Raw genomic sequence first — 25,760 nt, forward strand, 5'->3', positions numbered from 1 at the left:
CAACAACGGCTCGATCCGCGCCCAGGCGGCATCGGTGAGCTCATGACGACGCACCATGTCCACCATCACAACCCAGGACACAGATCAGCCTCAGCCAAACACCCAGATCCACCGGACAGGACCTAGGGCTTGCGGGCGACGCCGCCGAAGGAGTCGATCGCCTGCGGGTCGCTGATCTCGGGGAAGTCCGGCCGCCACAGCGGGGTCGAGACCACGCCGGGCTCCTCCAGCTCCAGGCCCTCGAACAGCGCCTCGATGTACTCGGGCGTGCGCGCGTGGTAGGGGACGGTCCCGGCCTCGGCGCACAGCCGCAGCGCCTCGCCCCGGGCGGTCGCCTCGGCGGGCGTCCACTCGTTGACGCCGAGCACGTTCGTGCCGTCGTTGATGGACACATAGCTGCCGGACGGCAGCGCCTCGACCAGCCGCCGGACGATCCCGGGCGGGTCGTCCCCGTCGGCCACGTTGCCGATGATGCCGAGCAGCAGCAGCCCGACCGGCCGGCCGAAGTCCAGCACGGCGGCGGCCTGCTCGATGATCGCCTCGGGCTCGCGGACGTCGGCCTGGATGTAGGCGCAGGCCCCGTCCGGGGTGCTGGTGAGCAGCGCGCGGGCGTGCGTGACGACCAGCGGGTCGTTGTCGACGTAGACGATCCGGGAGTCGGCGGCGTCGCGCTGCGCCACCTCGTGGGTGTTGTCGACGGCGGGCAGGCCCGTCCCGATGTCGAGGAACTGCCGGACCCCCATGGCGGTCATGTGGTGCACGACGCGGATCAGGAACGCCCGCGACTGGCGCGCCACGTCCGCGATCTCGGGATACACCGCCGCGATCCTGTCGCCGATCTCGCGGTCGACCGGATAGGTGTCCTTGCCGCCCAGCCAGTGGTTCCAGAGCCGGGCCTGGTGCGGCCGCGTGACGTCGATGGTCGGGCTGGCGGCGGGGGCGCCGTCGTCGGTCATGGGGACCTTCCCAGAACTCGTGACAAATCGGTGCTCATCACATTAAACCCACCGGCGGAACGATGATCGCGAAAGACGCGCGCTAGGGCGCGGGCGGGAGTTCCTCGGCGGCCTCGGCCGCCTGCGCCAGCCGCTCGCGCAGCGCCTGGACGAGCGCGTCGCCCTGGCCCGTGAGCCGCTCGATCGCGGGCAGCGCCAGGTCGTCGCGGACGGTGTCGGCGACCAGCTCGTCGTACTCGTGGGCCCGTTCGGCGAGCGAGTCCAGATGCCGCTGGGCGCGCAGCGCCTCGTCGGCCGCGCGGGCCCGCTCGGCGTAGCGTTCCAGCGCCTCGACGCGCCGGGTGACGGCCGCGACCGACAGCTCCAGCTTGCCGCGCAGCGGGCGGAGCGCCGCGTCCACCTCGGGGAGGTTCGCGGCGGCGGCGACCTCCTCCTGCTCGACCCGCAGCCGCGACTGCCGGGCCAGCACCCGCGCGATCTCCCACTCCTGGCGCGGCAGCGTGACGGCGTTGTCGACGGTGTCGAGCAGCCCCTCGCGGTTGACCTCGGAGTCGCGGACGGCGTCGACGGCGGCCTGCACGCGCACGAGCAGCGCGCGGCCGGGCCCGTCCAGCTCCTCGGGCGTGACGTAGCGGTCGCGGCGGCGGTGCAGCTCGCGGGCGCGGTGCAGGTCCAGCGAGACCGACGGGGTGCCGAGCGCCACCAGCACGGCGAGCATGCCGAGGCCGAGCAGCCACAGCGAGCCGAGCGCGGGCGACCCGACCAGCCCGAGCCCGAGGACGGTCAGCGGCGCCAGCCACACCAGCGGGCGGCGGCGCGCGACGAGCGTGTCGAGCTCGGCGCGCAGCGTCGGGTCGGCGACCGGGCGGGGCTCCACGGCGGCGCCGTCCTCGCGCGGGCGTCCGGGCGCGATCCGCCGCCAGTACGTCCCGACGTGGGTCTCGAACGCGAAGTCGGTGGGCGCGATCTCGATCTCGGTGGGCCCGGCGGGCAGCGGCCACGAGCCGACCGGGTCGCCGCCCCCGGGGCCGGTGAAGCGGACCCACCAGCCGCCCCTGCCCTCGTCGCACCGGTAGCGGCCCGGGGCGACGTCGATCCCGACGAAGTACGTCCCGATCCCGGGGATGGACTCGCTCCACGCGCCACTGGTCACCGGCGACCTCCGACCGGACTGCTCCGCCGCGCCGCCCCCGCCGACCGGTGAGGACCGCTCGCTCCGCACCAGGACTGACGTCCGGCGGACCGTAAGAGTTGCAGTACCCACATCCGGCGCGGGGAAGTCGCGTGCGGGGCGCCCTGTCGCGTTTGGAATACTCCAGGCGTGCGTCCCGACTACGACCCTCTCGACGATCCGCCCTGGGCGATGCAGCTCGTCGTCCGCGCCGAGAAGACCGATCCGCCTGGTCACGGCGCCGTCTGCGAGGCGGCGGCGACCGCGGTCCTCCGGCTGCTCACCGACCCGCGCGCCGCGGAACCCGACGGGGAATGGCGCGCGGCCGTCCACGCGTGGGAGTCGCGGCGCATCCGCAAGGTGACGCGGCGGGCGCGCGGGGTGCGCTGGCCCGAGGTGCAGGCGCTCCCCGGCGTCACCGTCGAGCACGACGGCGCGCAGGTCCGCGCGTTCGTGCCGGGACCGGTGTCGGACGTCCCGCCGGAGCTGGCCAGACTCCAGGTCGCCGGGCTCGACCTGGCCGAGACCGACCCCAAGCCGCCGCCCGGCCCGCCCTACGCGGCGATCACGCTCAACCCCGGCGTCACGATGACGACCGGGAAGGCCGCCGCGCAGTGCGGGCACGCCGCGCAACTCCTGCTGCGCCAGGGCGGGCGCGCCGACGTCGCGGCCTGGATCGAGGCGGGCGCCCGCGTGCACCTGACCCGCGACGTCCCGTGGAGCCGCTGCGTGCGGGACGCGACGGTCGCCGTCCGCGACGGCGGCTTCACCGAGGTCCCGCCCGGCACGATGACCGCGATCGCCCGCCTCCTGTGACGCGGGCGGCCGGTCGGAGGCCGGATCAGCGGCGGGTCAGCGGCGGGGGAGGCGGTTGATCGCCGAGAGGGCGAACTCCTGGGTGCGGGTGAGCCCGCCCCCGCTCGGCGCGGCCGCGGGCTCGCCCGCCTCGCGCCTGGCCCGCGCGGCGGCGGCGAGCTGCGCCTTCGCGCTCAGGCCGTAGGACAGGAACAGCAGCACGACGAACCCCGCCAGGTACAGGACGTGCTCCAGCAGCCCGCCCCACCGGCCCTTGAGCACGTCCAGCACGGCGAACATCGCGAACCCCGCCATCCATCCGGCCAGCGCGGGGACGAACCACATGTCCCGGCGGCGCGCCAACCCGGCGGCGGTGACCACGACGAGCAGCACCTCGACCGCCTTGACGACGATCAGCAGCGTCCCCGCGGGGCCGGAGGCGAAGTACTTCTCGAACTCCTCGCGCCGGTCGTCCCACAGCAGCACGGCGCTCACGATGCCCGTCACCCCGTAGGCGAGGAGGAACACGCCGACCGCGTAGTGCAGGCGGTGCCAGCTCCGGCCGCCCTGGCCCTCGGCCGTGCCCGGCCCCCCGGCGGGCGGGACGGGCGCGTCGGGCGCGGGCGGCGGGGGGAGGGGCGGGTCCGGGACGAAGGTCTCCCCGGCGTCGTCCGGGGCGGCGTCGGCGGGGGCGGGCGGTTCCGGAAGCCGCTGGTCCGGCCGGGTCTTCTCCGGATTCGCCGCCATGCTGACCGCCATCATCGCCCCCATGCTCCCGTACGCCTGTTAGGCGCAAGATATCCCGGATGGTGGCGCCGACGCCCGGGACGCAGCGGCGCGTCCCGCCGCGCCGTCCGGCGCACCGGGGCTGACCAGCCCGAAGTGCTTGCGGTCGGGCCGCGGAAACGGAAGGCTGAGGGCTCGTCGGGCCGCGCGGAGTCCACGAGGAAGACGAGGATGACGCCTGACGATACGGGAACCGCCGCGCCGTCGAGGACGCGGATCGAATATCTGGAAGAGCTCGGCGACGAGCTGACGAGACGGGGCTTCCGGGTGCGTCTCACCCTGCCCCGAGGCCAGTCGCCCAGCCTGCACGTGATGAATCCGGACGCGTCCGCCCTCACGGAGAACATCCTGGCGGAGCAGGGCGCGGACGGGTGGTGGTACTGGTGGTCGTGGGCGGAGCGCATCGCGGCCGCCGCCGACGTCGCCGCCGCGGCCGACCGGGTCGCGCTGGTCCTCGCCGCCCGCTGACAACGTGATCATGCAGCACGGCCCCGGCCCACTCCGGTGCCCCCCTGCATGATCACGCTCTCATGTGGGCCCTCCCCCCGAAAATGTTGAGCGCTCGAACATTCTCCGCGCCGCCTCGGCGGGCGCCGCCCTCCCGTGCCCTCCCGCGAGGTGATCCACCCCTCGGAGGCGCTCGTCCGCGTTGATCTCGCGTTATGTGATTGTTACCGCTCACAACAAATCCGCGCGCCGGCGGGTATGGCGCGGCGGACAACGCCGACATAAGTTGCGGGACACAACATTCACGGCGAACTAGGCCGCGCGCCGCGGCCACCCACCCCCCGAAAGGACCCGGGCTATGCGCAAGGGGATCCTCAGCCTCGCCACCCTGTCGGCGGTCGCCGCGCTCGTCCTCACCGCGTGCGGAGACGGCTCCGGTGACTCCCAGGCCGCCTCCGATCCCGCCAAGGGCAAGGTCGGCGTGATCCTGCCCGACACGACGTCCTCCACCCGCTACGAGAGCTTCGACCGCCCCTACCTGGCGCAGGCGTTCAAGGCGGCGGGCGTCCGCTACGACATCCAGAACGCCGAGGGGTCCGCCCAGCGCTTCCAGACCATCGCCGACCAGATGATCACCAGCGGTGCCACCGTGCTGGTGCTGGACGGCCTGGACTCCGACTCGGCCGCCGCCGTCCAGCGCAAGGCGCGGGCGCAGGGCGTCAAGACCATCGACTACGACCGGCTCGCGCTCGGCGGCGTCTCGGACTACTACGTCTCCTTCGACAACGTGAAGGTCGGCGAGGAGCTCGGCAACGGACTGCGCAGGTGCCTGGGGGACAAGGCCGCGAACATCGCCTACCTGAACGGCGCCCCGACCGACAACAACGCCACGCTGTTCGCGCGGGGCGCGCACGCCGTCCTCGACAAGGTCCCCTCCTACCGGAAGGCCGCCGAGCAGGCCGTCCCCGACTGGAAGCCGGAGAAGGCCGCGACCATCTTCGAGCAGATGTGGACCGAGCAGAAGGGCCGGATCGACGGCGTCGTCGCCGCCAACGACAACCTCGCCAACGCGGTCGTGTCGATCGTCAACAAGAACGGCGAGGCCGGGAAGGTCGCCGTCACCGGGCAGGACGCCACCCCGCAGGGCCTCCAGAACATCCTGGACGGCAAGCAGTGCATGACGGTCTACAAGCCCGTCAAGCAGGAGGCGGACGCCGCCGCCAGGCTCGCCGTCGCGCTGCTCTCCGGCGGCAAGGCCGAGACCAACGGCACCACCAACGACCCCGAGGGCAAGCGGGACGTGCCGTCGGTGCTGCTCACCCCGATCGGCGTCTTCGAGGACGGCGTCAAGCGGGTCGTGACCGACGGGTTCGTGAAGGCGTCCGAGCTGTGCAAGGGCGGCTACGCCGCGAAGTGCGAGGACGCGGGCATCCGGTAGTTCCTTCTCCGAGACACCGTGGCGGGCCCGACCCCGCCGAGGGCGGACGGCTCCCGCGCCTCCGCACCGCCCTCGTGGGCCCGCCACGGGCACGACCCGCCAGTCAGGCCCCTGGAAGGAGACTCGTGGCAGAAAACGGTGACCCCGTCCTCCGGGTGACCGGGCTCAACAAGAGCTTCGGCGCCGTCCACGTGCTGCACGACGTGGACCTCACCGTGCGGCTCGGCGAGGTGATGGCCCTCGTCGGCGACAACGGAGCGGGCAAGTCCACCCTGATCAAATGCGTGGCCGGGATCCACCCGATCGACTCCGGGCGCGTGGAGTTCGAGGGCCGCCCGGTGCGGGTCGCGGGCCCGCGCGACGCCGCCGCGCTCGGCATCGAGGTCGTCTACCAGGACCTCGCGCTCGCCGACAACCTCGACATCGTCCAGAACATGTTCCTCGGCCGCGAGCGGCGCAGGGGGATCGTGCTGGACGAGGCGTCCATGGAGGAGGCGGCCAGGCGGACCCTCGCCCGGCTGTCGGTCCGCACCGTCAGGTCGGTGCGCCAGCGGGTCGCCAGCCTGTCGGGCGGCCAGCGGCAGACCGTCGCGATCGCCAAGGCCGCGCTGTGGGAGTCCAAGGTCGTCATCCTGGACGAGCCCACCGCCGCGCTCGGCGTCGCGCAGACCCGGCAGGTGCTCGGGCTCGTCCGGCGCCTCGCCGACACCGGCCACGCGGTCGTGCTCATCTCGCACAACATGAACGACGTGTTCGAGGTCGCCGACCGGATCACCGCGCTGTACCTCGGCCGCGTCGCGGCGGACGTCGCGCGCTCCGCCGTCACCCACGGGCAGGTCGTGGAGCTCATCACCGCCGGCCGCTCCGGCGATCTCGGTCTCACGCCGGCGACCGCCGCCGAGAACATCTGAAGGGGGACGCGAGGTGTCCACCGACATCCCCGAGCGCAAGGAGGCCGCCGTGAAGCTGGCCGACGCCGACTTCGCCGTCGACGATCGCGCACACGACCTGCGGTCGGCGCTGCTGGACTACCGGGACCGGATCCGCGCGGGCGAACTCGGCGCGCTCCCGGCGATCCTCGGCCTGATCTCACTGGTCGCGCTGTTCACCGCGCTGAAACCGGACACGTTCCTCAGCAAGGGCAACATCGCGAACCTGTCGACGCAGGCGCTGCCCATCACGATCCTCGCGATGGGCCTGGTGTTCGTGCTGCTGCTCGGCGAGATCGACCTGTCGGCGGGCGTCGCCAGCGGCGTCTGCGCGGCGGTGATGGCCAAGCTCATGGCCGACTCCGGGCAGCCCTGGTACGTCGCGGTGCTGTCGGCCGTGGCGATCGGCATCGTCATCGGCACGCTGATCGGCTGGCTGGTCGCCGTGGTGCGGATCCCCTCGTTCGTCGTCACGCTCGCGCTGTTCCTCGGCCTCCAGGGCGTCACGCTGCGGATGATCGGCGACGGCGGGACGGTGCCCGTCCGCGACGAGGTCGTGTTCGCGCTCGCCAACAAGAACATGCCGATCTGGCTCGGCTGGACGCTCACCGCCGTGTGCGTCGCCGGCTACACCGGGACGCAGCTCCTGCGCTGGCGCCGCCAGCACGCCCGCGGCCTGCACGCCCGCCCGCTGGAACTGGTGCTCGCGCAGGCCGGGGCCGTCGCGGCGGCGCTGCTGCTCGGCACCTACCTCCTCAGCCTCGACCGCGCGCCCAGCCCGCTGATCACCCTCGGCGGAGTGCCGTGGGGCGTGCCGCTGGTCGGCGTGCTGCTCGTCGCCTGCACGTTCGTGCTGGGCCGCACGTCCTACGGGCGGCACGTCTACGCCGTCGGCGGCAACGCCGAGGCGGCCCGCCGCGCCGGGATCAACGTCACCCGCATCCGGATCTCCGTCTTCATGATCGCCTCGGGGATGGCGGCGGTCAGCGGCATCGTCGCCGCGTCCCGGCTGAACTCGGTCGCCACCGACGCGGGCGGCGGCAACACGCTGCTGTACGCGGTCGGCGCGGCCGTCATCGGCGGGACGAGCCTGTTCGGCGGGCGCGGCAAGGCCCGCGACGCGGTGTTCGGCGGCCTGGTCATCGCCATCATCGAGAACGGGCTCGGGCTGCTCGGCACCAAGGCCTACCTCCAGTACCTCATCACCGGGATCGTGCTGCTGCTCGCGGCGGGCATCGACGCGCTGGCCAGGCGCCGCCGGGCCGGCACCGGCCGATGACGGCGGGGGACGCGCCCGGCGAGCCCGTGTACGACACCCCGCGCGACCCTGAGGCGGGGTGGGCCGACTGTGCTTCCTGGGCGGTGAGCGCTGCTGATACGCTCGCGATCCAGGACCGTTCGGCGCGGGACGGCGGTGTGGCACGGTGGGAGCCTCTCGGCATGTCAGTGACACCCGTCCTCGACGCCCCCGTCCTCGACCTGCGCGGCATCGACAAGAGCTTCGGCTCGGTCAAGGTCCTGCGCGACGTGGCGTTCACCGCCCGCGCGGGTGAGGTGACGGCGCTCGTCGGCGACAACGGCGCCGGCAAGACCACCCTGGTGAAGTGCATCGGCGGCATCCACGCGCCCGACGCGGGGGAGTACCGCTTCGCGGGCGCGCCCGTCCGGATCGGCAGCCCCCGCGACGCCGCCGCGCTCGGCATCGAGGTCGTCCACCAGGACCTCGCCCTCTGCGAGAACCTCGACATCGTCGAGAACCTCTTCCTCGGCCGCGAGCGCCGCCGCGGCCTCGCCCTCGACGAGGACGCGATGGAGGAGATGGCCCGCACGACGCTGTCGGGCCTGTCGGTCCGCACGATGGGGTCGGTGCGGCGGAGCGTCTCGACGCTGTCGGGCGGGCAGCGGCAGACCGTCGCGATCGCCCGCGCCGTCCTGTGGGACAGCCGGGTCGTCGTGCTGGACGAGCCGTCCGCCGCGCTCGGCGTCGCGCAGACCCAGCAGGTGCTGGAGATCGTCCGGCGGCTCGCCGACCGGGGCCTCGCGGTCGTGCTCATCTCGCACAACATGAACGACGTCTTCGCCGTGTCGGACCGGATCGCCGTGCTCTACCTCGGCCGGATGGTCGCGCACGTGCGGACCGGCGACGTTACCCACCGGCAGATCGTCGAGCTGGTCACCTCCGGCGCCAGCGGCGACCTCGGGCTCCGCCGATGATGCGGGCGGGCCCGTCGCAGGAGGACGTCCGGCGGCACAACCTCGGGACGCTGCTGCGCTTCGTGCACCTGCGCGGCCCCGCCTCCCGGGCGACGCTCGCCGAGTCCCTCGGGCTCAACCGCAGCACGATCATGGCGCTGACCGCCGACCTGACCGCCGCCGGGCTCGTCCGCGAGGAACTGCCCCGGGGGCCGGGCCGCCGCGCGGGCCGCCCCTCGCTGGTCGTCCGGCCGGAGTCGACCCGCGTGTACGTGCTCGCGTTCGAGGTCGGCGTCGACCGGCTCGTGATCGCGCGGGTCGGGCTCGGCGGCGTGGTCCTGGACCGCCGCGAGGCGTCCCGCACCCGCGGCTCCGACCCCGCCGAGATCGTCGGGACGCTCGCGGCGGGCGCCCGCTCGCTCGTCCGCAAGAGCGAGCGGGACGCGGTGTGCGTCGGCGCCGCCCTCGGCTTCCCCGGCACCGTCCGCCGCGCGGACGACGCCATCCGGTTCGGCCCCAACCTCGACATCGGCGACCTCCCCCTCGGCGACGCGCTGTCGCGCCGCCTCGGCCTCGGCCTGCCCGTCTCGGTCTGCAACGACGCCAACCTCGGCGCGCTCGCCGAGCACGCGCGCGGCGCGGGCGTCGGCTGCGACAACCTCATCTACCTGCACGGCGACGTCGGCGTCGGCGGCGGCATCATCGCGCACGGGCGGCTGCTCGGCGGCGACGAGGGCTACGGCGGCGAGATCGGCCACATGGTCGTCAACCCCGGCGGGCGGCCCTGCGCCTGCGGGTCGCGCGGCTGCCTGGAGGCCGAGGTGGGGGAGCGGACGCTGCTCGCCCACGCCGACCGCGCGGAGGCCCACGGCCAGAGCGGGCGCGACGCCGTCCGCGCCGTCGTGGACGCCGCCGACCGGGGCGACATCGTCGCCCGCGAGGCGCTGCACAGGGTCGGCACCTGGCTCGGGTTCGGCGTCGCGAACCTCGTCAACGTCCTCAACCCCGGCCTCGTCGTGTTCGGCGGGACCCTCCGCGACATCTACCTCGGCGCCGCCGCCCAGATCCGCAGCGTGCTCGCCACCGGCGCGCTCGCCGCGCCGCGCGAGAAGGTCCGCCTCCGCACCGCCGCGCTCGGCGACGACACGACCCTCGTCGGCGCCGCCGAGTTCGCCTTCGCCGAGGTCCTCGCCGACCCGATCCAGGTCCTCGCGCGCCTGCGCGCCCCCGAGGACAGCAGTGTTCATTGAAGTCCCGGCCCACGTCCCTCGCCTGGCGGCTGTGTTCATTGAAGCCCCGGCCCAAGGCACTCGCCTGGCGGCTCGTGCCTTGACCGCGCCTTCGGCGAGTGCGGCATCGCTTCGCGATCTTCCCGGTGGGGGGCTCGCCTCCGGCTTCACCCCCCACGGTCAGCTACGCACTCGCGTGACGGCTGAGGTCGGCGCGCGACGTGCCCCGGTCGGCGCTCTCGGGCTGGTGTCGGGTGCGTTCTAGGTGAACGTTCCGTAGGTGCCCTTGTAGAACAGCAGCGGGTCGGCGTCGTGGTGGTGGTCCAGGTCGTGGACGCGGGCGACGACGATGACGTGGTCGCCGGCGACGTGCTCCTGCTCGACCGAGCACTCGATCCAGGCGAGCGCGCCCTCGATGAGCGGGCCGCCGTTCGGCGTCCGCGTCCAGTCGATGCCGGCGAACTTGTCGCCGCCCCTGAGCGCGAGCCGCTCGCAGACCTCCAGTTGCGGTTCGCTCAGGATGTTGACGCACAGCCGCGCGGCGCCGCGCAGGCGCGGCCAGGTCGTGCTGGTGTGCGCGACGCAGAACGCCACGAGCGGGGGGTCGAGGGACACGGAGGTGAAGGAGTTCGCCGCGAGGCCCGCCGGGCGGTCGGTGCCGTCCTCGACGGCGGTGATCGCGACCACGCCGGTCGCGAACCTGCCGAGCACCGAGCGGAACCGGGTGCCGTCGACGCCGGGCGGCTCCCGGTCGGAGGGTCGTGCGGCCGCGTCGCCCGCGAGCGTGGACGCGGACGCGCCGGCTCCGTGGCCCATGTGACCCGATCCCTTCTCTCGGCCGGGCGCCTGCCCGGGCGGGGGGACCGCGCGGGACGCGCCGTCGGGCGTGCGCGTGCCGTGCGGCACATCGCCCACTAAAGCCTGAATTCGGGGACGCTGATTCCCCGCGTGGCGCATCTCGGTCAATGGTCCTGGTGGGGGTCGGTCTTCCGGCCGATCCCCGGGCACCGGCGGGGGTTCAGGGGCGGCGGGCGTCGGCGGGGGCCGGGAGGTGGATGTTGGTGCAGGGGTGGTTGAACGCGGTCGCGGACAGCCCGTCCAGCAGGAGGCGGCCCGTGCGGGCCAGGCGGAGCCGGGAGCGGGCCGACAGCCGCGGGCCCTCGCGCAGGCCGATCCACGCGATCCAGCCGATGCCGACGACCGCCCAGTAGGAGACGAGGCGGTACACGCCGACGGCCGCGGCGGCGGGCGTCAGCGTCGCGCCGAACGCGACCAGCGAGGCGGCCATGCTGCTCTCGATCGCGCCGAGCCCGCCGGGCAGCAGCGGCAGCACGCTGCCCGCCGCCTGCGCCGCGAAGTAGGCGAGGGTGACGCCGTGCGGGTCGACGTCGACGCCGACCGCGCGCGCCGCCGCCAGCAGCGCGAGGATGTCGCAGACCCAGTTGAGCGTGGCGAGGACGGTCAGCGCCGCCCAGTCGCGCGCCGTCGGGCGCAGCACGTCGCGCGCCCCGGCGAGCTGCTCGGCGTGCGGGGCGATGCGGGGGTGGGCGAGCGCGGCGCGGTAGGCGCGCCGCACCGGCGCCGTCACGACCGCGCGCAGCGGCCGCCAGCGCAGCGCGGGCACCAGCAGCAGGAGCAGCGCGGCGGGGGCGCCCAGCGCCGTGACCGCGAGCGCGCGGGCGTGCGGATCGGCCATCAGCGCGACCAGCCCGATCACCGTGTAGGCGGTAGTGGTGATCACGCCGCCCGCCAGGATCACGGCGGTGGCCAGCTTCGCGGACGCGCCGCCCCGGCGGAACTGCCGGAACGTGTAGACGACGCTCACCGCCGGCCCGGCCGGGAGCGTCGTCGAGAGCGCGTTGCCCGCGTAGGTGATCGCGAAAGCGCGGCGCAGCGTCATCCTCAGCCCGCCGATGCGCAGCAGGCGCCGCTGGAGCCGGGCGAACGCGCCCATCGAGCCCGCCTCGGCGAGCACGACCACGGCGAGCCAGCCCGGTTCGGCGCTGGTCGCGGCCGACCACATCGCGCCCAGGTCGGGAAGCCGGTCATGGACGAAGGGGAGCGTCGCGACGGCGGCGGCCAGCACCGCCCACTGGAGGAGGAGGCCCGCCCTGCGCCGCCACCAGGAGCGCTCGTCCCGGGGCTCGTCGGGCGTGTGGGGGTGGGACTGCTCGTCATCGCCGACGACCGCGGTCGTCGCCCCGCCGGCCGCGAAGGGGCCGCCTCCGTCCGGGCGGACGGAGTGGGGCGCGGCGCCGACCGGGGGGTCGGCCGGTGCCGCGACTGCCTCGTACATGCCCCGGTCACCTCGCAAGTTCGCCCACTACGCGCAACCTACGGCGTACCTACGACATTCCCCGTGATCGAGTAACGGAACCGTAAAGTCACTTTCGCCACCCTGGTCACCGGCTAAGGCCGTCGGGTGGGGTTCACGGCGTCGGACTCGGCGGGCCCGTCGGCATCCGGCCAGGGCTCGTCCTCCCCCTCCCGGGTCATCCGCCGCTCGTAGTCGGTGATCCCGACCCCGTCCTCGCTCTCCTCCGGCTCCTCGATCACGTGGTCGTCGGGCGGGTCCTCGACGTACTGCTCGGTCAGGGCGATCTCCTCGGCCTGCTCGTCGTCCCCCATGTCGTCCAGGCCGTCCGCGCCCACGCGGGGGTTCTCAAGGGGGTCACGGTCCGCGCCGGGATCGCGCATGCTCATCGGCTCCTCCGGTCTCGGTTCGACTTTCCGCTTGCCCGGCCGGTATCCCCGTTGCGGTTCGCCCTATTCGCGGTGCCTCGCCATGCGGTTACCATCCGGGCATGGGCGTACACGCGGTGATCTTCGATTGGGGTGGCACGCTGACCCCCTGGCACGACATCGAGCTGGCCGACATGTGGCGCGGGATCTGCTCGGCGCACCTTCCGCCGGACGAGGTCGAGCGCGCCGCCATCGCACTGGTCGAGGCCGAGCAGGAGCTGTGGCGGCGCGGCACCGAGGAGCACCGCAGCGCCACCTTCGCCGAGGTCTTCGAGCTGGCCGGGGTCAGCTGCTCCGACGCCCTCCTGCACACCCACTTCGAGGCGTGGACGCCCCACACCCACACCGACCCCGCCGTCCCGGGCCTGTTCGACGCGCTGCGCGAGCGCGGCATCAAGATCGGCGTGCTGTCCAACACGATGTGGAGCCGCGACTGGCACGAGCGCGTCTTCGCCCGCGACGACGTCCTGCGCCACCTCGACGGCGCCGTCTACTCCAGCGAGATCCCCTGGACCAAGCCTCACGCCGAGGCGTTCCGCGCCGCCATGGACGCGGTCGGCGCCACCGACCCGGCGTCCTGCGTCTTCGTCGGCGACCGCCCCTACGACGACATCCACGGCGCCAAGTCCGCGGGGCTGCGCGCCGTCCAGGTCTGGCACCAGACCACGCACGCGTTCAGCCGCCCCGGCCTGACCCCGCCCGACGCGCTCATCCACGGCCTGGACGAACTGCTCCCGCACGTCGAGCGCTGGGCCGCCGCCTAGTCCCTGCGGGCGACGATCAGGTCACGGGAGATCGCCTGGTCGACGCGGTGGCGGAAGCCCAGGTAGCCGCCCGAGTCCTGGACGGTGAGGCCGCTGGAGGCGAGGATGCCGGCCAGCTCGTCCCGGCGCCCGACGAAGGTGTTCCAGGAGATGCCGATCGCGCCGCCGGGACGCAGCAGCCGCGCCCACTCCGGGACGGCCGCCGACAGCAGCTCGACCGGGCTCCGCGACAGCACCGGCTTCCCGGTGCCGCGACCGGGGCGGCTGCCCTTGGGGCGGCTGCCGTGCTGCACGCCGTACGGCGCGTCGGTCACGATCAGGTCGAACGAGCCGGGACGGAAGAACTTCCCCGCCCCGGCGGAGTCGGCGTTGACGACCGTGATCTCCATCGTCTCGCCGCTCTTGTAGCGCTCCTTGGTCGCGCCGAGCGTCACGTGCAGGCGGCGCCCGAGGACGGCCTTCTCGCGCCGGATGCTGGTGGTCTCCGCCTGGTGCTTGACGCGGTTGTTCTTCAGCCACGTCCGGATGAACGCGGCGTAGGCGTCGAAGTCCTTGCCGTCGATGTCGATCCCGGCCGCGTCCAGCCCGTACATCATGGCCTGGTTGAGCGTCGTGCCCCGGCCGCACATGGGGTCGAGCACGCGGGGGCGCCCGGTGACGAGGTCCATGGGGGAGTCGGTCGCCATCGCCGTCACGTTCAGCAGCAGCTTGGTGAAGTTCTCGTTGGTCTTGCCCGAGTACTTCTGGATGGTGAGCAGGTCGCTGCCGAACAGGTCGAGCGGCTCGACCGTCACCGGGCGCAGCAGCCCGCCGTCCTCGATCCGGAAGAGCGCGTACAGGGACGACAGGTTCGACAGCAGGCGGAGGTCGGTCCCGCTGAGGTCGTCCGCCGAGAACGTCACGTAGGGGACGCCGCCGATGGACGATTCCGCGATGTCGGCGATCCGGCCGCCGAGGGCCCGTTCGCCGAAGACCGACAGCTCGGCCCTCACCAGGCCGGCGGCCGCCTGCGCGTAGACCCGGTTGTGCGATGGGGAGACGAGGAGGCCGTACGCGGTCATTCGATGGACATTAGCAGCGTCCGGGAGGTGCCCGAGGAGGCCGCCGGGGTGTGCCCCGGCGGCCCCGCGCGGCTTATGGCGGGCCGCTCTCTCCCGGTCAGCCCGCCCGGACGGGTCGCCTCTTGGCGCTCCGGGCGGGGCGCCGGTCACCGCCCTTGCGCTTGGGCTCCTGGGCCGCCGGAGGTGCGACGGGCCGCGCCTCCGGCTCCGGGGCCTCCAGCGCGCGCGGCGGCCCGGCCGGGGCCTCCAGGGCCGGAAGGTCGGGCAGATGCCGCGCCGCGGCGGCCAGCAGCTCCTGGACGCGGCTGGTGAGGCTCGCGAGGTCCGCGCGCGCCACCGCCGCCTCGTTGCGGGCGCGGCGCGCCTGCCGCCGGGCCTCGTCGCGCTCGGCCGCGAGCTGCGTCAACTGGTCGTGGTAGGCGGCGCGGAGCTCCTCCAGCGCGCTGCGCCCACCGGTCTCGCTCCCCTGCGGCGTCGTGGTCATGCCGGTCTGGGCTCCTCCCCCGAGTGATCCAGTACAAAAAGGATCAACGTGCACTCGGAGACCTTTCGTTCCCGGAGTGCTGGAGATCACTCACCCGGTTCGGGACGAGGTGACAGCGCGCCCGACGGCAGCCCGGGAAACGCCGCCGGCGGGGCGGGCTCGCCCGCGGCCGACCGCCAGCGCGCCGAGCGGGCCGCCGCGATCTGGGCCCCGTCGGCGGCGAGATGGCGCAGGTCAGGGGACGAGGCGCCGGCGAGACCCACGTAGGCGGGGACCAGGCCGTCCTCCAGCGCCGCCGCGAGTTGGACCGCGCTCCGGGCGGAGGCGACCCGCACCGGCAGCCGGTAGGCCGCCGACGCCGGGACCGGCGGGACGGACAGGATCGCGCTCAGCCGGTCGCGCTGGGCGCGGTGCGCGTTCCACGCGTCCTTGGCCGCCTGCTGGAGGCCCCCGCGCAACCGCGCCCCGAGCGTCCCGTACCCGTACACGGCGGCGTGCTCGGCCGCGAGCGCGGTCTGGAGGGCCTTGGAGTCGGACTTCGGGGCGTCGCGCGGCGCCGGGGGCCGGACCGTCCCGGCGTGGCCGGACTCGCACGCGCCGATGCTCGCCATGAGCTGCGCCAGCCCCGGACGGCATCTGCCCGCGTCCTCCCCGCGGGCCAGCGCCGCGCGCTCCTCCGCCTTCCGCAGCGCGGCGATGATCCGCTCGCCGCCGGGCGGGAGCGGGATCGCCCTGGGGGACGGGATGGCGCCGCCCTCGTGGGCCCGGTCCCCCGACCCGGGCACGTAGTGCCGCCGCAGCACCGCCAGGTGCTCGCGGTGGTGTGCCAGGACGGGGTCGATGCGGCGGGCCAGCGCCGCGTCCGCCGCACGCGCGGCCTCGTAGGAGGCGACGAGGTCCTGCTCGGAGGCGATCGCGCCGGCGAGGGACGCGACGTCGCGGCGCGGGGACGCCTCGGCGGAGCACCCGGCCAGCCAGGGCAGCGCCAGCGCCGCGGCGCCGCCGAACACGGCCCGGCGGGAGACGGCGCCGGCGGGCGCGGGCAGGGGCACGGGCGGGCGCGCGAGCGGGCGCAGCCGCGGAACGACCGCTGGCAAGGGCGTCTCCTCACCCGATGACATGTGGTGGCGGCCCATGGCGGTCCCGGCCCGGACGCGTCCATCAGGCCAGCTCAAGCATTCCATATCCGGCGCGCCGGTGAGCTGTCCGGAGGACCATCGCGGTGCCCGGCTGTCGATAGTCTTGAGGAGTCAACGGGCGCGCGGTGGTTTCAGCGTGGCCCGCGCCCGCCGCACCGGCGGGCGGATTCGCGCGGAAAACAACAGGAGGAGGGTCCCATGAGCGTCGAGTCCCGCGGTGGCCGCGCTCAGGGGGGCCGCGGCGAGTCGCCGGCGCGGCCGACCCGCGAGGCGGCCGTCGCCGAGCTGACCGGGCTGCTCGCGCCCGCCGTGGCCGAGGCGGGCTTCGACCTGGAGGAGGTCGACGTCCGGCCCGCCGGCCGGCGCCGCCTGGTCAAGGTCGTCGTGGACGGCGACGACGGGGTCGGGCTGGACGACATCGCCCTGATCAGCGAGGCCGCCTCCGCGCTGCTGGACGCCTCCGAGGTGATGGGCGCCTCGCCGTACGTGCTGGAGGTGACCTCGCCCGGCGTCGACCGCCCCCTCACCGAACCGCGCCACTGGCGCCGCGCCGTGGGGCGGCTCGTCGCCGTCCCGCTGGTCGAGGGCGGCGAGATCGAGGGCCGCGTGGTCGCCGCCGACGAGGAGGCCGTCGAGATCGACGTGGCGCCGCCGCGCCGCGGCAAGGGCGGCAAGGGCGCGAAGCCCGCCGGGCGGAAGGGCACCGGATCGAAGGACGCCGCGTCCAAGGGCGCCGAACCGCCGGCGGGCCGTCGCCGGCTGGGTTTCGGCGAGCTCGGACGCGGCAGGGTGCAGGTGGAGTTCAAGGCTCCGGCGGGCGGTGCCCGGGGGGACGGCGCCGGCGCGGCCGAGGAAACGCGTTCTCCGGCTGAGCCGGACTAGAGGGGGGACACCTCGTGGACATCGACATGACCGCCCTGCGGGGCCTGGAGAGCGAGAAGGACATCTCGCTCGACGTGGCCGTCAAGGCCATCGAAGACGCGCTGCTGATCGCCTACCACCGGACGGAGGGCGCGGCGACGCGGGCCCGCGTCGAGCTGGACCGGCAGAGCGGGCACGTGACGGTCTGGGCGACCGAGACCGACGAGGAGGGCGCCGCCCTCCGCGAGTACGACGACACCCCGACCGGGTTCGGGCGCATCGCGGCGACCACCGCCAAGCAGGTGATCCTGCAGCGGCTCCGCGACGCCGAGGACGAGTTGACCTTCGGCGAGTACGCGGGCCGCGAGGGCGACATCGTCAGCGGCATCATCCAGCAGGGCAAGGACCCGCGGAACGTGCTGGTCGACCTCGGCAAGATCGAGGCCGTCCTGCCGCCGCAGGAGCAGGTGCCCGGCGAGCGGTACGAGCACGGCGAGCGGCTGCGCGCCTACGTGGTGCAGGTCCGCAAGGGCCACCGGGGCCCGTCGGTGCAGCTCTCGCGCACCCACCCGAACCTCGTGCGCAAGCTGTTCGCGCTGGAGGTCCCAGAGATCGCCGACGGCACGGTCGAGATCGCCGCGATCGCGCGCGAGGCCGGCCACCGCACCAAGATCGCGGTCCGGTCGCGGAAGGCGGGCGTGAACGCCAAGGGGGCCTGTATCGGCCCGCTCGGCAGCCGCGTCCGCAACGTGATGGCCGAGCTGCACGGCGAGAAGATCGACATCGTCGACTTCTCCGACGAGGCGCCGGAGTTCGTCGGGAATGCCCTCTCTCCCGCGCGCGTTTCGGCGGTCGAGGTCGTCGACGCCGACGGACGGGTCGCCCGGGTGATCGTCCCCGACTACCAGCTCTCCCTCGCCATCGGCAAGGAAGGGCAGAACGCCCGCCTCGCCGCGCGGCTGACCGGCTGGCGGATCGACATCCGATCCGACACCGAGCCGGCGCCCGCCGCGTCCGGTTCCGGAGCGGCCACGGCCGACACGGCCGGTAAGTCGGCGGGTGAAGCCGCTGGTGACGCGGGTGGGGCGGCCGGCGCGGCGGCTCCGGAGGCCGCGCGGCCCGGCTCGGACGAGCCCGGCGAATCCGGATCTTCTACGCCGGGGGAGCATGCGACAGGTCCCGCCGACGCCTCGGCGCGGTAGACTCATGGGACGTGGCCGGGTGGCTCCGCGACGCATGTGCGTGGGCTGCCGGGTTCGCACGGTCAAGTCCGACTTGCTGCGCCTGGTGGTGGTGGGGGACGTCATCGTCCCCGATCCCCGAGGGCGGCTCCCGGGACGGGGCGCTCATCTGCACCCCGACCTGGCGTGTCTTGAGCTCGCAGAGCGACGTCGGGCGTTCCCGCGGGCGTTCCGCCTGCCGGGGCCGCTCGATGGCACCGCGCTGCGGGCGCGGCTTGCGGAGCGGGCGGTGCAGCAGCAGGATGGCCGAATGGTAAGCGACGTCTAGTCGGAAGCAGGTCGAGATTGCTATGAGCGCTCGATGAGCACGCCGCGATGAGTACGGCAAGTTAGCGACGGTCCGGAGGCCGCACCCCCGGACCGAGTAGGGAGTGCAGTGGCCAAGGTCCGGGTTTACGAACTCGCCAAGGAGTTCGGTGTAGAGAGCAAGGTCGTCATGGCCAAGCTCCAGGAGATGGGCGAGTTCGTACGGTCGGCGTCCTCGACGATCGAGGCGCCCGTCGTTCGCAGGCTAACCGAAGCCTTTTCCAATTCCTCCTCCAAGCAGGGGGACAAGCGTGTCGGGCCGAAGCGGCCCGCGGGGCCCCGCCCGTCCGGGCCGCGCCCCGGCCCGCCCGGAGGCTCCTCCGGCGGCACGTCCGACGGTCAGGGCGCCCGCCCGCAGGCCCCCCGGCCCGCGGCGCCGCGCCCGCCCGCGCCCAAGCCGGGTCCGGGCGCCCCCGCCGGTGGTCCGGCGGGTCCGAAGCCGGGCCCCCGCCCGCCCGTCCCGCCGGCGCCGAGCACGCCGGTGAACGCGCCCGCCGCGCAGGCGCCGAGCGCGCCCAGCGCCCCGAGCGGCGCCCCGAGCGCCCCGCCCGCGTCCGGCCCCGCCGGCGGCGGTCGCGGTCCCGGTGGCGGTCCCGGCGCCGGTGCCGGCCCGAAGCCGGGCCCCCGCGCGCCCAAGCCGGGCCCGCGTCCCGGCCCGCGCCAGGGTGGCGGCGGCGGAGGCGGCGGACGTCCGCGTCCGGGCAACAACCCGTTCAGCTCGACCAACACCGGCATGGGCCAGGCGCCCAAGCCCGGTCCCCGTCCCGGCCCGAGGCCCGGCGGCGACCGCCCCGAGCGCGATGACCGCCCGCGCGGCGGCGACCGTCCGGGCGGGCCGCGTCCCGCGGGCGGCGGCCGTCCCGGCGGTCCTCCCGGCGCGGGCGGTCCGCGGCCGAACCCCGGCAGCATGCCGCCCCGGCCGGGCGGTCCGCGTCCGAGCCCGATGAACATGCCGTCCTCGCGGCCGCAGGGCGCCCCCGGGCGCGGCGGTCCCGGCGGCGGTGGCGGCGGCCGAGGCCCGGGTGGCGGCGGTCGCGGTCCGGGCGGCGGCGGTCGCGGTCCCGGTGGCGGCGGTCGTCCCGGCGGTGGCGGCGGCTTCGGCGCGCCCCGCGCGGGTGGCGGCGGACGTCCCGGCGGCGGCGGCTTCGGCCCCCGTCCCGGTGGCGGCGGCCGCGGCCGCGGCGGCACGCAGGGCGCCTTCGGACGTCCCGGCGGGCGGCCCGCGCGCGGACGCAAGTCGAAGCGGGCGCGCCGTCAAGAGTTCGAGAACATGCAGGCGCCCGCCGTCGGCGGTGTGCAGGCCCCGCGCGGCAACGGCAGGACCATCCGGCTGCCGCAGGGCGCGTCGCTGACCGACTTCGCCGAGAAGATCGGCGCCAACCCGGCGTCGCTCGTCGCGATCATGATGCACCTCGGCAAGATGGTCACCGCGACGCAGTCGGTCGACCCCGACGACCTGCAGGCCCTCGGGCTCGAACTGGACTTCGACGTCCAGGTCGTCAGCCCCGAGGACGAGGACCGCGAGCTGCTGGAGTCCTTCGACATCGAGTACGGCGAGGACGAGGGCGGCGAGGAGAACCTCCAGTCCCGTCCGCCGGTGGTCACCGTCATGGGTCACGTCGACCACGGCAAGACCAAGCTGCTCGACGCGATCCGCAAGGCCAACGTGGTCGCGGGCGAGGCCGGCGGCATCACCCAGCACATCGGCGCCTACCAGGTCGAGACCGAGGTCGACGGCGAGGACCGCAAGATCACCTTCATCGACACCCCGGGTCACGAGGCGTTCAGCGCCATGCGTGCCCGCGGTGCCGACACCACCGACCTGGTGGTGCTGGTGGTCGCGGCCGACGACGGCGTGAAGCCGCAGACCACCGAGGCGATCGACCACGCCACCGCGGCGGGGGTCCCGATCGTGGTCGCGGTCAACAAGATCGACCTTGAGGGCGCCGACCCGAACCGGGTGCGGGCGCAGCTCACCGAGTACGGCCTGGTCGCCGAGGAGTTCGGTGGCCAGACGCAGTTCGTCGACGTGTCGGCCCGCGAGGGCCTCAACATCGAGGGCCTGCTGGAGGCGATCGTGCTGACCGCCGACGCCGAACTCGACCTGCGCGCCAACCCCGACATGCCCGCGCAGGGGTCGGCCATCGAGGCCAACCTCGACAAGGGCCGGGGCGCCGTGGCGACCGTGCTGGTGCAGCGCGGCACGCTGCGGGTCGGCGACTCGATCGTCTGCGGCGTGGCGAACGGCCGCGTCCGGGCGATGCTCGACGAGAACGGCAACAGCGTCGAGGAGGCGGGCCCGTCGCGTCCGGTGCTGGTGCTCGGCCTCGCGGCCGTGCCCGGCGCGGGCGACAACTTCCTGGTCGTCGACGACGACCGGGTCGCCCGGCAGATCGCCGACAAGCGGGTGGCGCGCAAGCGCAACGCCGAACTGCTCAAGAGCCGCAAGAGCAGCTCGCTGGAAGAGCTGTTCAAGGACCTGGAGCGCGGCGAGCGCGACGAGCTGCTGCTCATCCTCAAGGGCGACGTGTCCGGTTCGGTCGAGGCCCTGGAGGACTCGCTCCTCAAGATCGACGTGGGCGACGAGGTCAACCTGCGGATCATCCGCCGCGGTGTCGGCGCGATCACGCAGAACGACGTCAACCTCGCGATGGCCTCCGACGGCGCTGTGATCATCGGCTTCAACGTGCGGCCGGAGCGCAACGCGCAGGAGATCGCCGACCGCGAGGGCGTCGACATCCGCTACTACTCGATCATCTACCAGGCGATCGACGAGATCGAGGCGGCCCTCAAGGGCATGCTCAAGCCGGAGTTCGAGGAGGCCCAGCTGGGCACCGCCGAGGTCCGGGAGATCTTCAAGGTGCCGCGGATCGGCAACGTCGCCGGCTCGATGGTCACCTCGGGGATCATCCAGCGCAACGCCAAGGCCCGTCTCGTCCGCGACGGGGTCGTGGTGGCCGACAACCTCACGGTGTCGTCGCTGCGCCGCTTCAAGGACGACGCGACCGAGGTCCGCGAGGGCTTCGAGTGCGGTATCGGTGTCGGCTACAACGACATCAAGCTCGGCGACGTCGTCGAGTGCTACGAGATGCGGGAGAAGCCCCGCGACTGACGCGGCGGCACGGCCCCGGCGCGTCCCGTCCCACGGGGCGGGACGCGCCGCCGGGCCGACCCGGTGAGACCAGTGATCGACTGATTCGGTGACACGGCGCCAGGCGGATCTTCTAGCCTGGCGTCTGTCATGTCCCGGTTCGTCCGCGTGATGGCGGCGCGTCCCGGGAACACGGCGGCGTACCGCCGTCGTTCCACCTATGCGAATTCCGAGGTGATCGACCAGGTGTACGTGGGTGCGCTGACACTCGACCTGCTGCTCGGCGACGTCCGTTCGCTGAAGCAGAAGCGGTCCGTCCTGCGGCCGATCATCGCCGAGGTGCACAGGCGCTTCCCGGCGGTGGCCGTCGCCGAGACCGGCGACAACGACCTGCACCGCAGGGCGGAGATCGGGGTCGCGGTGGTGTCGGCCACCGCGGCCAACTGCACCCAGGTGCTCGACCAGTGCGAACGGCTGGTGGCGGGCCGGCCCGAGATCGAGCTGCTGTCGGCCAGGCAGCGGCTCTTCAACGACGACGACGGCTGACCGCCGGCGCCGCCGCCCCGGGCGCCGCGCCGTCCCGGGAACGGTGCACCGGCCGGAGCCGCGGGTGCGCGGGGGACCGTCCCCGCGCACCGAGACCTTGAGTCCGCGACGCATCGTCGCGGGAACCGAGAAAGGGAGTGCGATCATGGTGGACGCAGCTCGCGCGCGCAAGCTCGCCGACCGCATCCAGCAGATCGTGGCGGAGATGCTGGAGCGCCGGATCAAGGATCCACGGCTCGGGTTCGTCACCGTGACGGACACCCGCATCACCAACGACCTGCGCGACGCCACCGTCTACTACACGGTGTACGGGTCGGACGGCGAGCGCGCCGAGACGGCCGCCGCGCTGGAGAGCGCGAAGGGCGTGATCAGGTCGGAGGTGGGCCGCAAGACCGGGGTCCGGCACACGCCCAGCATCACCTTCGTCATGGACTCCCTGATGGAGAATGCCGCCCACATCGACGACCTGCTCGCCCAGGCCCGCGCCAGGGACGCCGAGGTCGCCAGGGCCGCGCAGGGCGCCTCCCACGCCGGGGACGCCAACCCCTACCGGGAGCCGGGCGAGGAGGCCGACGACGAGGACGACGAGCCCGGCGGCGAGGACGCCCGCTCGGACGGCCTCGGCGCGGCCGGCGCCTGCGGCGGCGGGGACGGACGAACCAGGCCCCCGTCATCGTGAGCGGCCCCGAGGGGCGCGCGGAGACGCCGGGCACGGGATGGACGCGGCGCTGCTCCCGGCGCGACACGGGCGGGCACTCCGCGGGCGGGCACTCCGCAGGGGGGCACGATGTCGTCCCGCGCGGCGCACATGCCACGACGGCGCCCACGGCGCCCGCGACGCCCCCCGCGCTGAACCCCGGCACCGCGAACCCCGCCGACAACCCGGCCACGGCCGACTCCACCGCCACGAACCCGAACCCGGCGGCCACGGTGCCGCCCACCCCCGCGTCGGCCGCCCCGGAGCCGGGCACGGACCAGGGAATGGAGTGGGAGCGGGCGGTCGAGCTGATCCGCGCGGCCGACGAGGTGTGCCTGGCCTGCCATGTCGCGCCGGACGGGGACGCGCTCGGCTCGATGCTCGCGCTCGGGCAGGCGCTGCGCGCGCTCGGCAAGCGCTGCCTGGCCTCGTTCGGTGAGCCGTTCCGGGTCCCGGCGATCCTGCGGTTCCTGCCGGGCCAGGAGCTGCTGGTCGAGCCCGACCGGATGCCCGAGGAACCCGCGCTGATGGTCTCGCTGGACGCGGCGGGCCAGTCCCGGCTGGGCTCGCTCGCCGCCCGCGCCGGACGCGCCGGCGCGCTGATCGTCGTCGACCACCACGCGTCCAACACCGGGTTCGGCGGGGTGCGGCTGGTCGATCCGGACGCCGCCGCCACCGCCGTCCTCGTGGAGGAGCTGATCCGGCGGCTCGGCGTCCCGCTCGACGGCGCGATCGCCGAGGGCCTGTACGCGGGGCTCGCCAGCGACACCGGCTCGTTCAAGTACCCCTGCACGACCCCCGAGGTGCACGACCTCGCGGGACGGCTGCTGACCGCCGGGGTCCGCCCCGAGGCGGTCAGCCGCGAGCTGTGGGACCGGGCGCCGTTCGGCTACCTCCAAGTGCTGGCGGGCGCGCTCGCGCGGGCCCGGCTGGAGCGGGACGCGGCGGGCGGCCGCGGCCTGGTCTGGACGACGATCGCGCGCGCCGACCGCGACTCCCGCGACGTCCCCTACGACCAGCTCGAAGGGGTCATCGACCAGCTCAGGCGCACCGACGAGGCCGAGGTCGCGGTCGTGCTGAAGGAGACCGACAAGGGCGAGTGGTACGTCTCCACCCGGGCCAAGGGCGCGGTGGACGTCGGGCGCGCCTGCGTCGAGCTCGGCGGCGGCGGGCACCGCACCGCCGCCGCGTTCACCATGGGCGGGGAGCCCGCCTGGATCATCGACCGGCTGCGCGCCGCGCTGCGCCTGCCGGGCGACGCCGACTGACCGACCCGACCATCTGACCGACCGACCATCTGACCGAGCGTTGCGGAGCATGAGTGGAACCGGGTGAATCGGGGCTCGTCATCGTGGACAAGCCCGCGGGCTGGACGTCGCACGACGTCGTCGGCCGGATGCGGCGGATCGCCGGGACGCGCCGGGTCGGGCACGCCGGCACGCTGGACCCGATGGCGACGGGCGTGCTCGTGGTCGGCGTCGGCAAGGCCACCCGCCTGCTCGGCCACCTGGCGCTGACCGCCAAGGGCTACGACGCGACGATCCGGCTGGGCGAGTCGACCAACACCGACGACGCCGAGGGCGAGATCACCGCGTCGGCGTCCGCCGCCGCCGTGGCCGATGAGGCCCTGCGCGCCGGGATCGCGGCGCTGACCGGGCCGATCGAGCAGGTCCCGCCGCAGGTCAGTGCGATCAAGGTGAACGGCGAGCGGGCCTACAAGATGGCCCGCAAGGGCGAGGAGGTCGCGCTCAAGGCCCGCCCGGTGGCCGTGCACGACTTCGCGGTGACCGGGGTCCGGCGGCACGGCGACGTGATCGACGTGGACGCCTCGATCGCCTGCTCGTCGGGCACCTACATCCGCGCGCTGGCCCGCGACCTCGGCGCGTCCCTCGGCTGCGGCGGGCACCTGACCGCGCTGCGCCGCACCCGTGTCGGCCCCTACGACCTCGGCATGGCGCGGTCGCTGGAGCAACTGGCCGAGAACCTGGAGATCCTGCCGATCGGCGCGGCGGTCGCGTCCGCGTTCCCGCGCCGCGACGTCTCGGCCGAGGACGCCCGCGCGGTCGCGCACGGCGGGCGGCTGGAGGCGGCCGGGCTCGGGCCGGGCCCCGTCGGCGTGTTCGCGCCCGACGGGACCCTGCTGGCCCTGGTCGAGGAGAAGGACGGCCGGGCCAAGCCGCTCGCCGTCTTCGTCCCCTAGGCGCTCGCTAGGCGGCCTTCCTCTCCTTGTAGAGGAGCGTCCTGAGGTCCTTGGCCATGTCGGCGCTGCCGAACTGGTAGGGGAACAGGAGCCGCCCGGACCCGTCCGGCCCGTAGGTCATGACGTTGCTGCCGTGCTGGACCTGGTAGTTCCCCTTGGGGTTCTTCGGCGCCGGGCTGACCGGGACCTTCGCGACCCCCGCCGCCCGCTCGATCGTCTTCCACGGGCCGGTGAGCCCGACGAACGAGGGGTCGAAGCGGCCGAGGTAGTCCTTCAGCGCGGCCGGGGTGTCGCGGGCGGGGTCGGCGGTGATGAACACGACCTGGATCCGCGCCCGCTCGGCCGGGGTGAGCAGGCGCAGGGCGCCCGCCGCGTCCGCCATCGTGGTCGGGCAGACGTCGGGGCAGTTGGCGAAGCCGAAGAACAGCAGGGTCACCTTGCCCCGCGTCCGCTTCGGCAGGTCGTAGGGGCGGCCGTTGGCGTCCGTCATCGTGACGTCCGGGAGCGTGTACGAGGCGGGCAGCATCGTGGCCTTGTAGGGCGAGGCGGGCGTGCTGTCGACGACCGCGGCGGGGGCGGGCTCCCCGCCGCAGGCGGCGGCGCCCAGCAGGACGGCGGCCAGGCCGATGGCGGCCAGGCCCGTGCCCGGCCCGGGACGTGCGGAAACGCGCATGCGGAACTCTC

The 25,760-nt window shown here is 74.3% G+C and carries 26 protein-coding genes; 16 read left to right on the forward strand and 10 right to left on the reverse strand.

Going from position 1 to position 25,760, the window contains the following annotated elements:
* Nucleotides 1–122: 122 nt before the first annotated feature.
* Nucleotides 123–956, reverse strand: coding sequence for an SAM-dependent methyltransferase (locus GNZ18_RS25985; RefSeq protein ID WP_156219196.1), 834 nt, complete (start codon nucleotides 954–956; stop codon nucleotides 123–125).
* A gap of 82 nt (nucleotides 957–1,038) precedes the next feature.
* Nucleotides 1,039–2,109, reverse strand: a complete 1,071-nt coding sequence (locus tag GNZ18_RS25990; protein ID WP_214620792.1) for an Rv1352/Rv1906c domain-containing protein — start codon at nucleotides 2,107–2,109, stop codon at nucleotides 1,039–1,041.
* 168 nt (nucleotides 2,110–2,277) lie between these two features.
* Here GNZ18_RS25990 and GNZ18_RS25995 point away from each other — a divergent pair, with 168 nt between their 5' ends.
* Nucleotides 2,278–2,943 carry a hypothetical protein gene (locus GNZ18_RS25995; protein ID WP_312874741.1) on the forward strand — a complete coding sequence of 222 codons (666 nt, stop codon included), beginning with the start codon at nucleotides 2,278–2,280 and terminating at the stop codon, nucleotides 2,941–2,943.
* A gap of 36 nt (nucleotides 2,944–2,979) precedes the next feature.
* Here GNZ18_RS25995 and GNZ18_RS26000 read toward each other — a convergent pair whose 3' ends face one another.
* The gene (locus GNZ18_RS26000) at nucleotides 2,980–3,684 is read right to left on the reverse strand and encodes a hypothetical protein (RefSeq protein ID WP_156219197.1); all 705 of its coding nucleotides are present in this window, start codon (nucleotides 3,682–3,684) and stop codon (nucleotides 2,980–2,982) included.
* A 195-nt stretch (nucleotides 3,685–3,879) separates the two neighbouring features.
* Between GNZ18_RS26000 and GNZ18_RS26005 the strand changes: the two genes are divergently transcribed.
* The 6 genes from GNZ18_RS26005 (at nucleotide 3,880) to GNZ18_RS26030 (ending at nucleotide 9,965) form a co-directional block, all read left to right on the forward strand.
* Complete coding sequence (locus GNZ18_RS26005; RefSeq protein ID WP_156219198.1) at nucleotides 3,880–4,176, forward strand: hypothetical protein; 297 nt, start codon at nucleotides 3,880–3,882, stop codon at nucleotides 4,174–4,176.
* Nucleotides 4,177–4,513: 337 nt separating this feature from the next.
* Nucleotides 4,514–5,593, forward strand: a complete 1,080-nt coding sequence (locus GNZ18_RS26010) for a sugar ABC transporter substrate-binding protein (RefSeq protein WP_156219199.1) — start codon at nucleotides 4,514–4,516, stop codon at nucleotides 5,591–5,593.
* Between the two features lie 125 nt (nucleotides 5,594–5,718).
* Entirely contained in the window at nucleotides 5,719–6,504 is a 786-nt protein-coding gene (locus GNZ18_RS26015) for an ATP-binding cassette domain-containing protein (RefSeq protein WP_214620796.1), read from the forward strand.
* Nucleotides 6,505–6,517: 13 nt separating this feature from the next.
* Nucleotides 6,518–7,801 carry a sugar ABC transporter permease gene (locus GNZ18_RS26020; RefSeq protein ID WP_214620797.1) on the forward strand — a complete coding sequence of 428 codons (1,284 nt, stop codon included), beginning with the start codon at nucleotides 6,518–6,520 and terminating at the stop codon, nucleotides 7,799–7,801.
* A gap of 161 nt (nucleotides 7,802–7,962) precedes the next feature.
* On the forward strand, nucleotides 7,963–8,736 hold the full coding sequence (locus GNZ18_RS26025; protein ID WP_156219200.1) for an ATP-binding cassette domain-containing protein: 774 nt from the start codon (nucleotides 7,963–7,965) through the stop codon (nucleotides 8,734–8,736).
* The gene (locus tag GNZ18_RS26030; RefSeq protein ID WP_156219444.1) at nucleotides 8,736–9,965 is read left to right on the forward strand and encodes an ROK family transcriptional regulator; all 1,230 of its coding nucleotides are present in this window, start codon (nucleotides 8,736–8,738) and stop codon (nucleotides 9,963–9,965) included. The genes GNZ18_RS26025 and GNZ18_RS26030 overlap by 1 nt, the downstream gene beginning before the upstream one ends.
* Before the next feature lie 240 nt (nucleotides 9,966–10,205).
* On the opposite strand, the gene GNZ18_RS26035 is transcribed toward GNZ18_RS26030, so the two are convergent.
* The 3 genes from GNZ18_RS26035 to GNZ18_RS26045 form a co-directional block, all read right to left on the reverse strand.
* Complete coding sequence (locus GNZ18_RS26035) at nucleotides 10,206–10,760, reverse strand: flavin reductase family protein (protein WP_156219201.1); 555 nt, start codon at nucleotides 10,758–10,760, stop codon at nucleotides 10,206–10,208.
* A gap of 202 nt (nucleotides 10,761–10,962) precedes the next feature.
* Nucleotides 10,963–12,240, reverse strand: a complete 1,278-nt coding sequence (locus tag GNZ18_RS26040; RefSeq protein ID WP_156219202.1) for a lysylphosphatidylglycerol synthase transmembrane domain-containing protein — start codon at nucleotides 12,238–12,240, stop codon at nucleotides 10,963–10,965.
* Between the two features lie 113 nt (nucleotides 12,241–12,353).
* Nucleotides 12,354–12,647: a hypothetical protein gene (locus GNZ18_RS26045; protein ID WP_156219203.1), complete on the reverse strand. Its 294-nt coding sequence runs from the start codon at nucleotides 12,645–12,647 to the stop codon at nucleotides 12,354–12,356.
* Nucleotides 12,648–12,748: 101 nt separating this feature from the next.
* Here GNZ18_RS26045 and GNZ18_RS26050 point away from each other — a divergent pair, with 101 nt between their 5' ends.
* The gene (locus GNZ18_RS26050) at nucleotides 12,749–13,450 is read left to right on the forward strand and encodes an HAD family hydrolase (RefSeq protein ID WP_156219204.1); all 702 of its coding nucleotides are present in this window, start codon (nucleotides 12,749–12,751) and stop codon (nucleotides 13,448–13,450) included.
* Here GNZ18_RS26050 and GNZ18_RS26055 read toward each other — a convergent pair.
* The 3 genes from GNZ18_RS26055 to GNZ18_RS42510 form a co-directional block, all read right to left on the reverse strand.
* Nucleotides 13,447–14,511 (reverse strand): TRM11 family SAM-dependent methyltransferase, encoded by a 1,065-nt coding sequence (locus GNZ18_RS26055; RefSeq protein ID WP_156219205.1) that lies wholly within the window; start codon nucleotides 14,509–14,511, stop codon nucleotides 13,447–13,449. The two genes, GNZ18_RS26050 and GNZ18_RS26055, sit on opposite strands and share 4 nt — an antisense overlap.
* 97 nt (nucleotides 14,512–14,608) lie before the next feature.
* Nucleotides 14,609–14,995, reverse strand: coding sequence for a hypothetical protein (locus tag GNZ18_RS26060; RefSeq protein ID WP_156219206.1), 387 nt, complete (start codon nucleotides 14,993–14,995; stop codon nucleotides 14,609–14,611).
* An 86-nt stretch (nucleotides 14,996–15,081) separates the two neighbouring features.
* Nucleotides 15,082–16,092 (reverse strand): ferritin-like domain-containing protein, encoded by a 1,011-nt coding sequence (locus GNZ18_RS42510; RefSeq protein WP_246250453.1) that lies wholly within the window; start codon nucleotides 16,090–16,092, stop codon nucleotides 15,082–15,084.
* A gap of 240 nt (nucleotides 16,093–16,332) precedes the next feature.
* Between GNZ18_RS42510 and rimP the strand changes: the two genes are divergently transcribed.
* The 8 genes from rimP (at nucleotide 16,333) to truB (ending at nucleotide 25,076) form a co-directional block, all read left to right on the forward strand.
* Nucleotides 16,333–17,016 (forward strand): ribosome maturation factor RimP, encoded by a 684-nt coding sequence (gene rimP / locus GNZ18_RS26070; RefSeq protein WP_156219207.1) that lies wholly within the window; start codon nucleotides 16,333–16,335, stop codon nucleotides 17,014–17,016.
* 26 nt (nucleotides 17,017–17,042) lie between these two features.
* On the forward strand, nucleotides 17,043–18,197 hold the full coding sequence (nusA, locus tag GNZ18_RS26075; protein ID WP_156219446.1) for a transcription termination factor NusA: 1,155 nt from the start codon (nucleotides 17,043–17,045) through the stop codon (nucleotides 18,195–18,197).
* 34 nt (nucleotides 18,198–18,231) lie between these two features.
* Nucleotides 18,232–18,504 carry a YlxR family protein gene (locus GNZ18_RS26080; RefSeq protein ID WP_242885835.1) on the forward strand — a complete coding sequence of 91 codons (273 nt, stop codon included), beginning with the start codon at nucleotides 18,232–18,234 and terminating at the stop codon, nucleotides 18,502–18,504.
* 108 nt (nucleotides 18,505–18,612) lie between these two features.
* Nucleotides 18,613–21,654 (forward strand): translation initiation factor IF-2, encoded by a 3,042-nt coding sequence (gene infB / locus GNZ18_RS26085; RefSeq protein WP_312874742.1) that lies wholly within the window; start codon nucleotides 18,613–18,615, stop codon nucleotides 21,652–21,654.
* Between the two features lie 225 nt (nucleotides 21,655–21,879).
* Nucleotides 21,880–22,179, forward strand: coding sequence for a DUF503 domain-containing protein (locus GNZ18_RS26090; RefSeq protein WP_242890629.1), 300 nt, complete (start codon nucleotides 21,880–21,882; stop codon nucleotides 22,177–22,179).
* 145 nt (nucleotides 22,180–22,324) lie between these two features.
* Complete coding sequence (rbfA, locus tag GNZ18_RS26095) at nucleotides 22,325–22,858, forward strand: 30S ribosome-binding factor RbfA (protein WP_156219209.1); 534 nt, start codon at nucleotides 22,325–22,327, stop codon at nucleotides 22,856–22,858.
* Nucleotides 22,855–24,144: a DHH family phosphoesterase gene (locus GNZ18_RS26100; protein WP_308166011.1), complete on the forward strand. Its 1,290-nt coding sequence runs from the start codon at nucleotides 22,855–22,857 to the stop codon at nucleotides 24,142–24,144. The genes rbfA and GNZ18_RS26100 overlap by 4 nt, the downstream gene beginning before the upstream one ends.
* Before the next feature lie 53 nt (nucleotides 24,145–24,197).
* Nucleotides 24,198–25,076, forward strand: a complete 879-nt coding sequence (gene truB / locus GNZ18_RS26105; protein ID WP_312874743.1) for a tRNA pseudouridine(55) synthase TruB — start codon at nucleotides 24,198–24,200, stop codon at nucleotides 25,074–25,076.
* Between the two features lie 7 nt (nucleotides 25,077–25,083).
* Here the strand turns inward: truB and GNZ18_RS26110 are convergent, their stop codons facing one another.
* Nucleotides 25,084–25,749, reverse strand: a complete 666-nt coding sequence (locus tag GNZ18_RS26110; RefSeq protein ID WP_156219210.1) for an SCO family protein — start codon at nucleotides 25,747–25,749, stop codon at nucleotides 25,084–25,086.
* Nucleotides 25,750–25,760: the final 11 nt, after the last annotated feature.

This window comes from Actinomadura litoris (assembly GCF_009733595.1).
GTDB classification, from domain to species: Bacteria; Actinomycetota; Actinomycetes; order Streptosporangiales; family Streptosporangiaceae; genus Spirillospora; species Spirillospora litoris.

Bases quoted from the DNA above. Each gene is read 5' to 3' on its own strand.
- GNZ18_RS26030 (WP_156219444.1), top strand. From the start codon at position 8,736: ATGCGGGCGGGCCCGTCGCAGGAGGACGTCCGGCGGCACAACCTCGGG.
- GNZ18_RS26025 (WP_156219200.1), top strand. From the start codon at position 7,963: ATGTCAGTGACACCCGTCCTCGACGCCCCCGTCCTCGACCTGCGCGGC.
- GNZ18_RS26060 (WP_156219206.1), bottom strand. From the start codon at position 14,995: ATGACCACGACGCCGCAGGGGAGCGAGACCGGTGGGCGCAGCGCGCTG.
- GNZ18_RS26035 (WP_156219201.1), bottom strand. From the start codon at position 10,760: ATGGGCCACGGAGCCGGCGCGTCCGCGTCCACGCTCGCGGGCGACGCG.
- GNZ18_RS26045 (WP_156219203.1), bottom strand. From the start codon at position 12,647: ATGAGCATGCGCGATCCCGGCGCGGACCGTGACCCCCTTGAGAACCCC.
- rbfA (WP_156219209.1), top strand. From the start codon at position 22,325: ATGGTGGACGCAGCTCGCGCGCGCAAGCTCGCCGACCGCATCCAGCAG.
- rimP (WP_156219207.1), top strand. From the start codon at position 16,333: ATGAGCGTCGAGTCCCGCGGTGGCCGCGCTCAGGGGGGCCGCGGCGAG.
- GNZ18_RS26000 (WP_156219197.1), bottom strand. From the start codon at position 3,684: ATGATGGCGGTCAGCATGGCGGCGAATCCGGAGAAGACCCGGCCGGAC.
- GNZ18_RS26005 (WP_156219198.1), top strand. From the start codon at position 3,880: ATGACGCCTGACGATACGGGAACCGCCGCGCCGTCGAGGACGCGGATC.
- GNZ18_RS26040 (WP_156219202.1), bottom strand. From the start codon at position 12,240: ATGTACGAGGCAGTCGCGGCACCGGCCGACCCCCCGGTCGGCGCCGCG.
- GNZ18_RS26080 (WP_242885835.1), top strand. From the start codon at position 18,232: ATGTGCGTGGGCTGCCGGGTTCGCACGGTCAAGTCCGACTTGCTGCGC.
- GNZ18_RS26110 (WP_156219210.1), bottom strand. From the start codon at position 25,749: ATGCGCGTTTCCGCACGTCCCGGGCCGGGCACGGGCCTGGCCGCCATC.
- GNZ18_RS26055 (WP_156219205.1), bottom strand. From the start codon at position 14,511: ATGACCGCGTACGGCCTCCTCGTCTCCCCATCGCACAACCGGGTCTAC.
- GNZ18_RS26050 (WP_156219204.1), top strand. From the start codon at position 12,749: ATGGGCGTACACGCGGTGATCTTCGATTGGGGTGGCACGCTGACCCCC.
- GNZ18_RS26010 (WP_156219199.1), top strand. From the start codon at position 4,514: ATGCGCAAGGGGATCCTCAGCCTCGCCACCCTGTCGGCGGTCGCCGCG.
- GNZ18_RS25985 (WP_156219196.1), bottom strand. From the start codon at position 956: ATGACCGACGACGGCGCCCCCGCCGCCAGCCCGACCATCGACGTCACG.
- nusA (WP_156219446.1), top strand. From the start codon at position 17,043: ATGACCGCCCTGCGGGGCCTGGAGAGCGAGAAGGACATCTCGCTCGAC.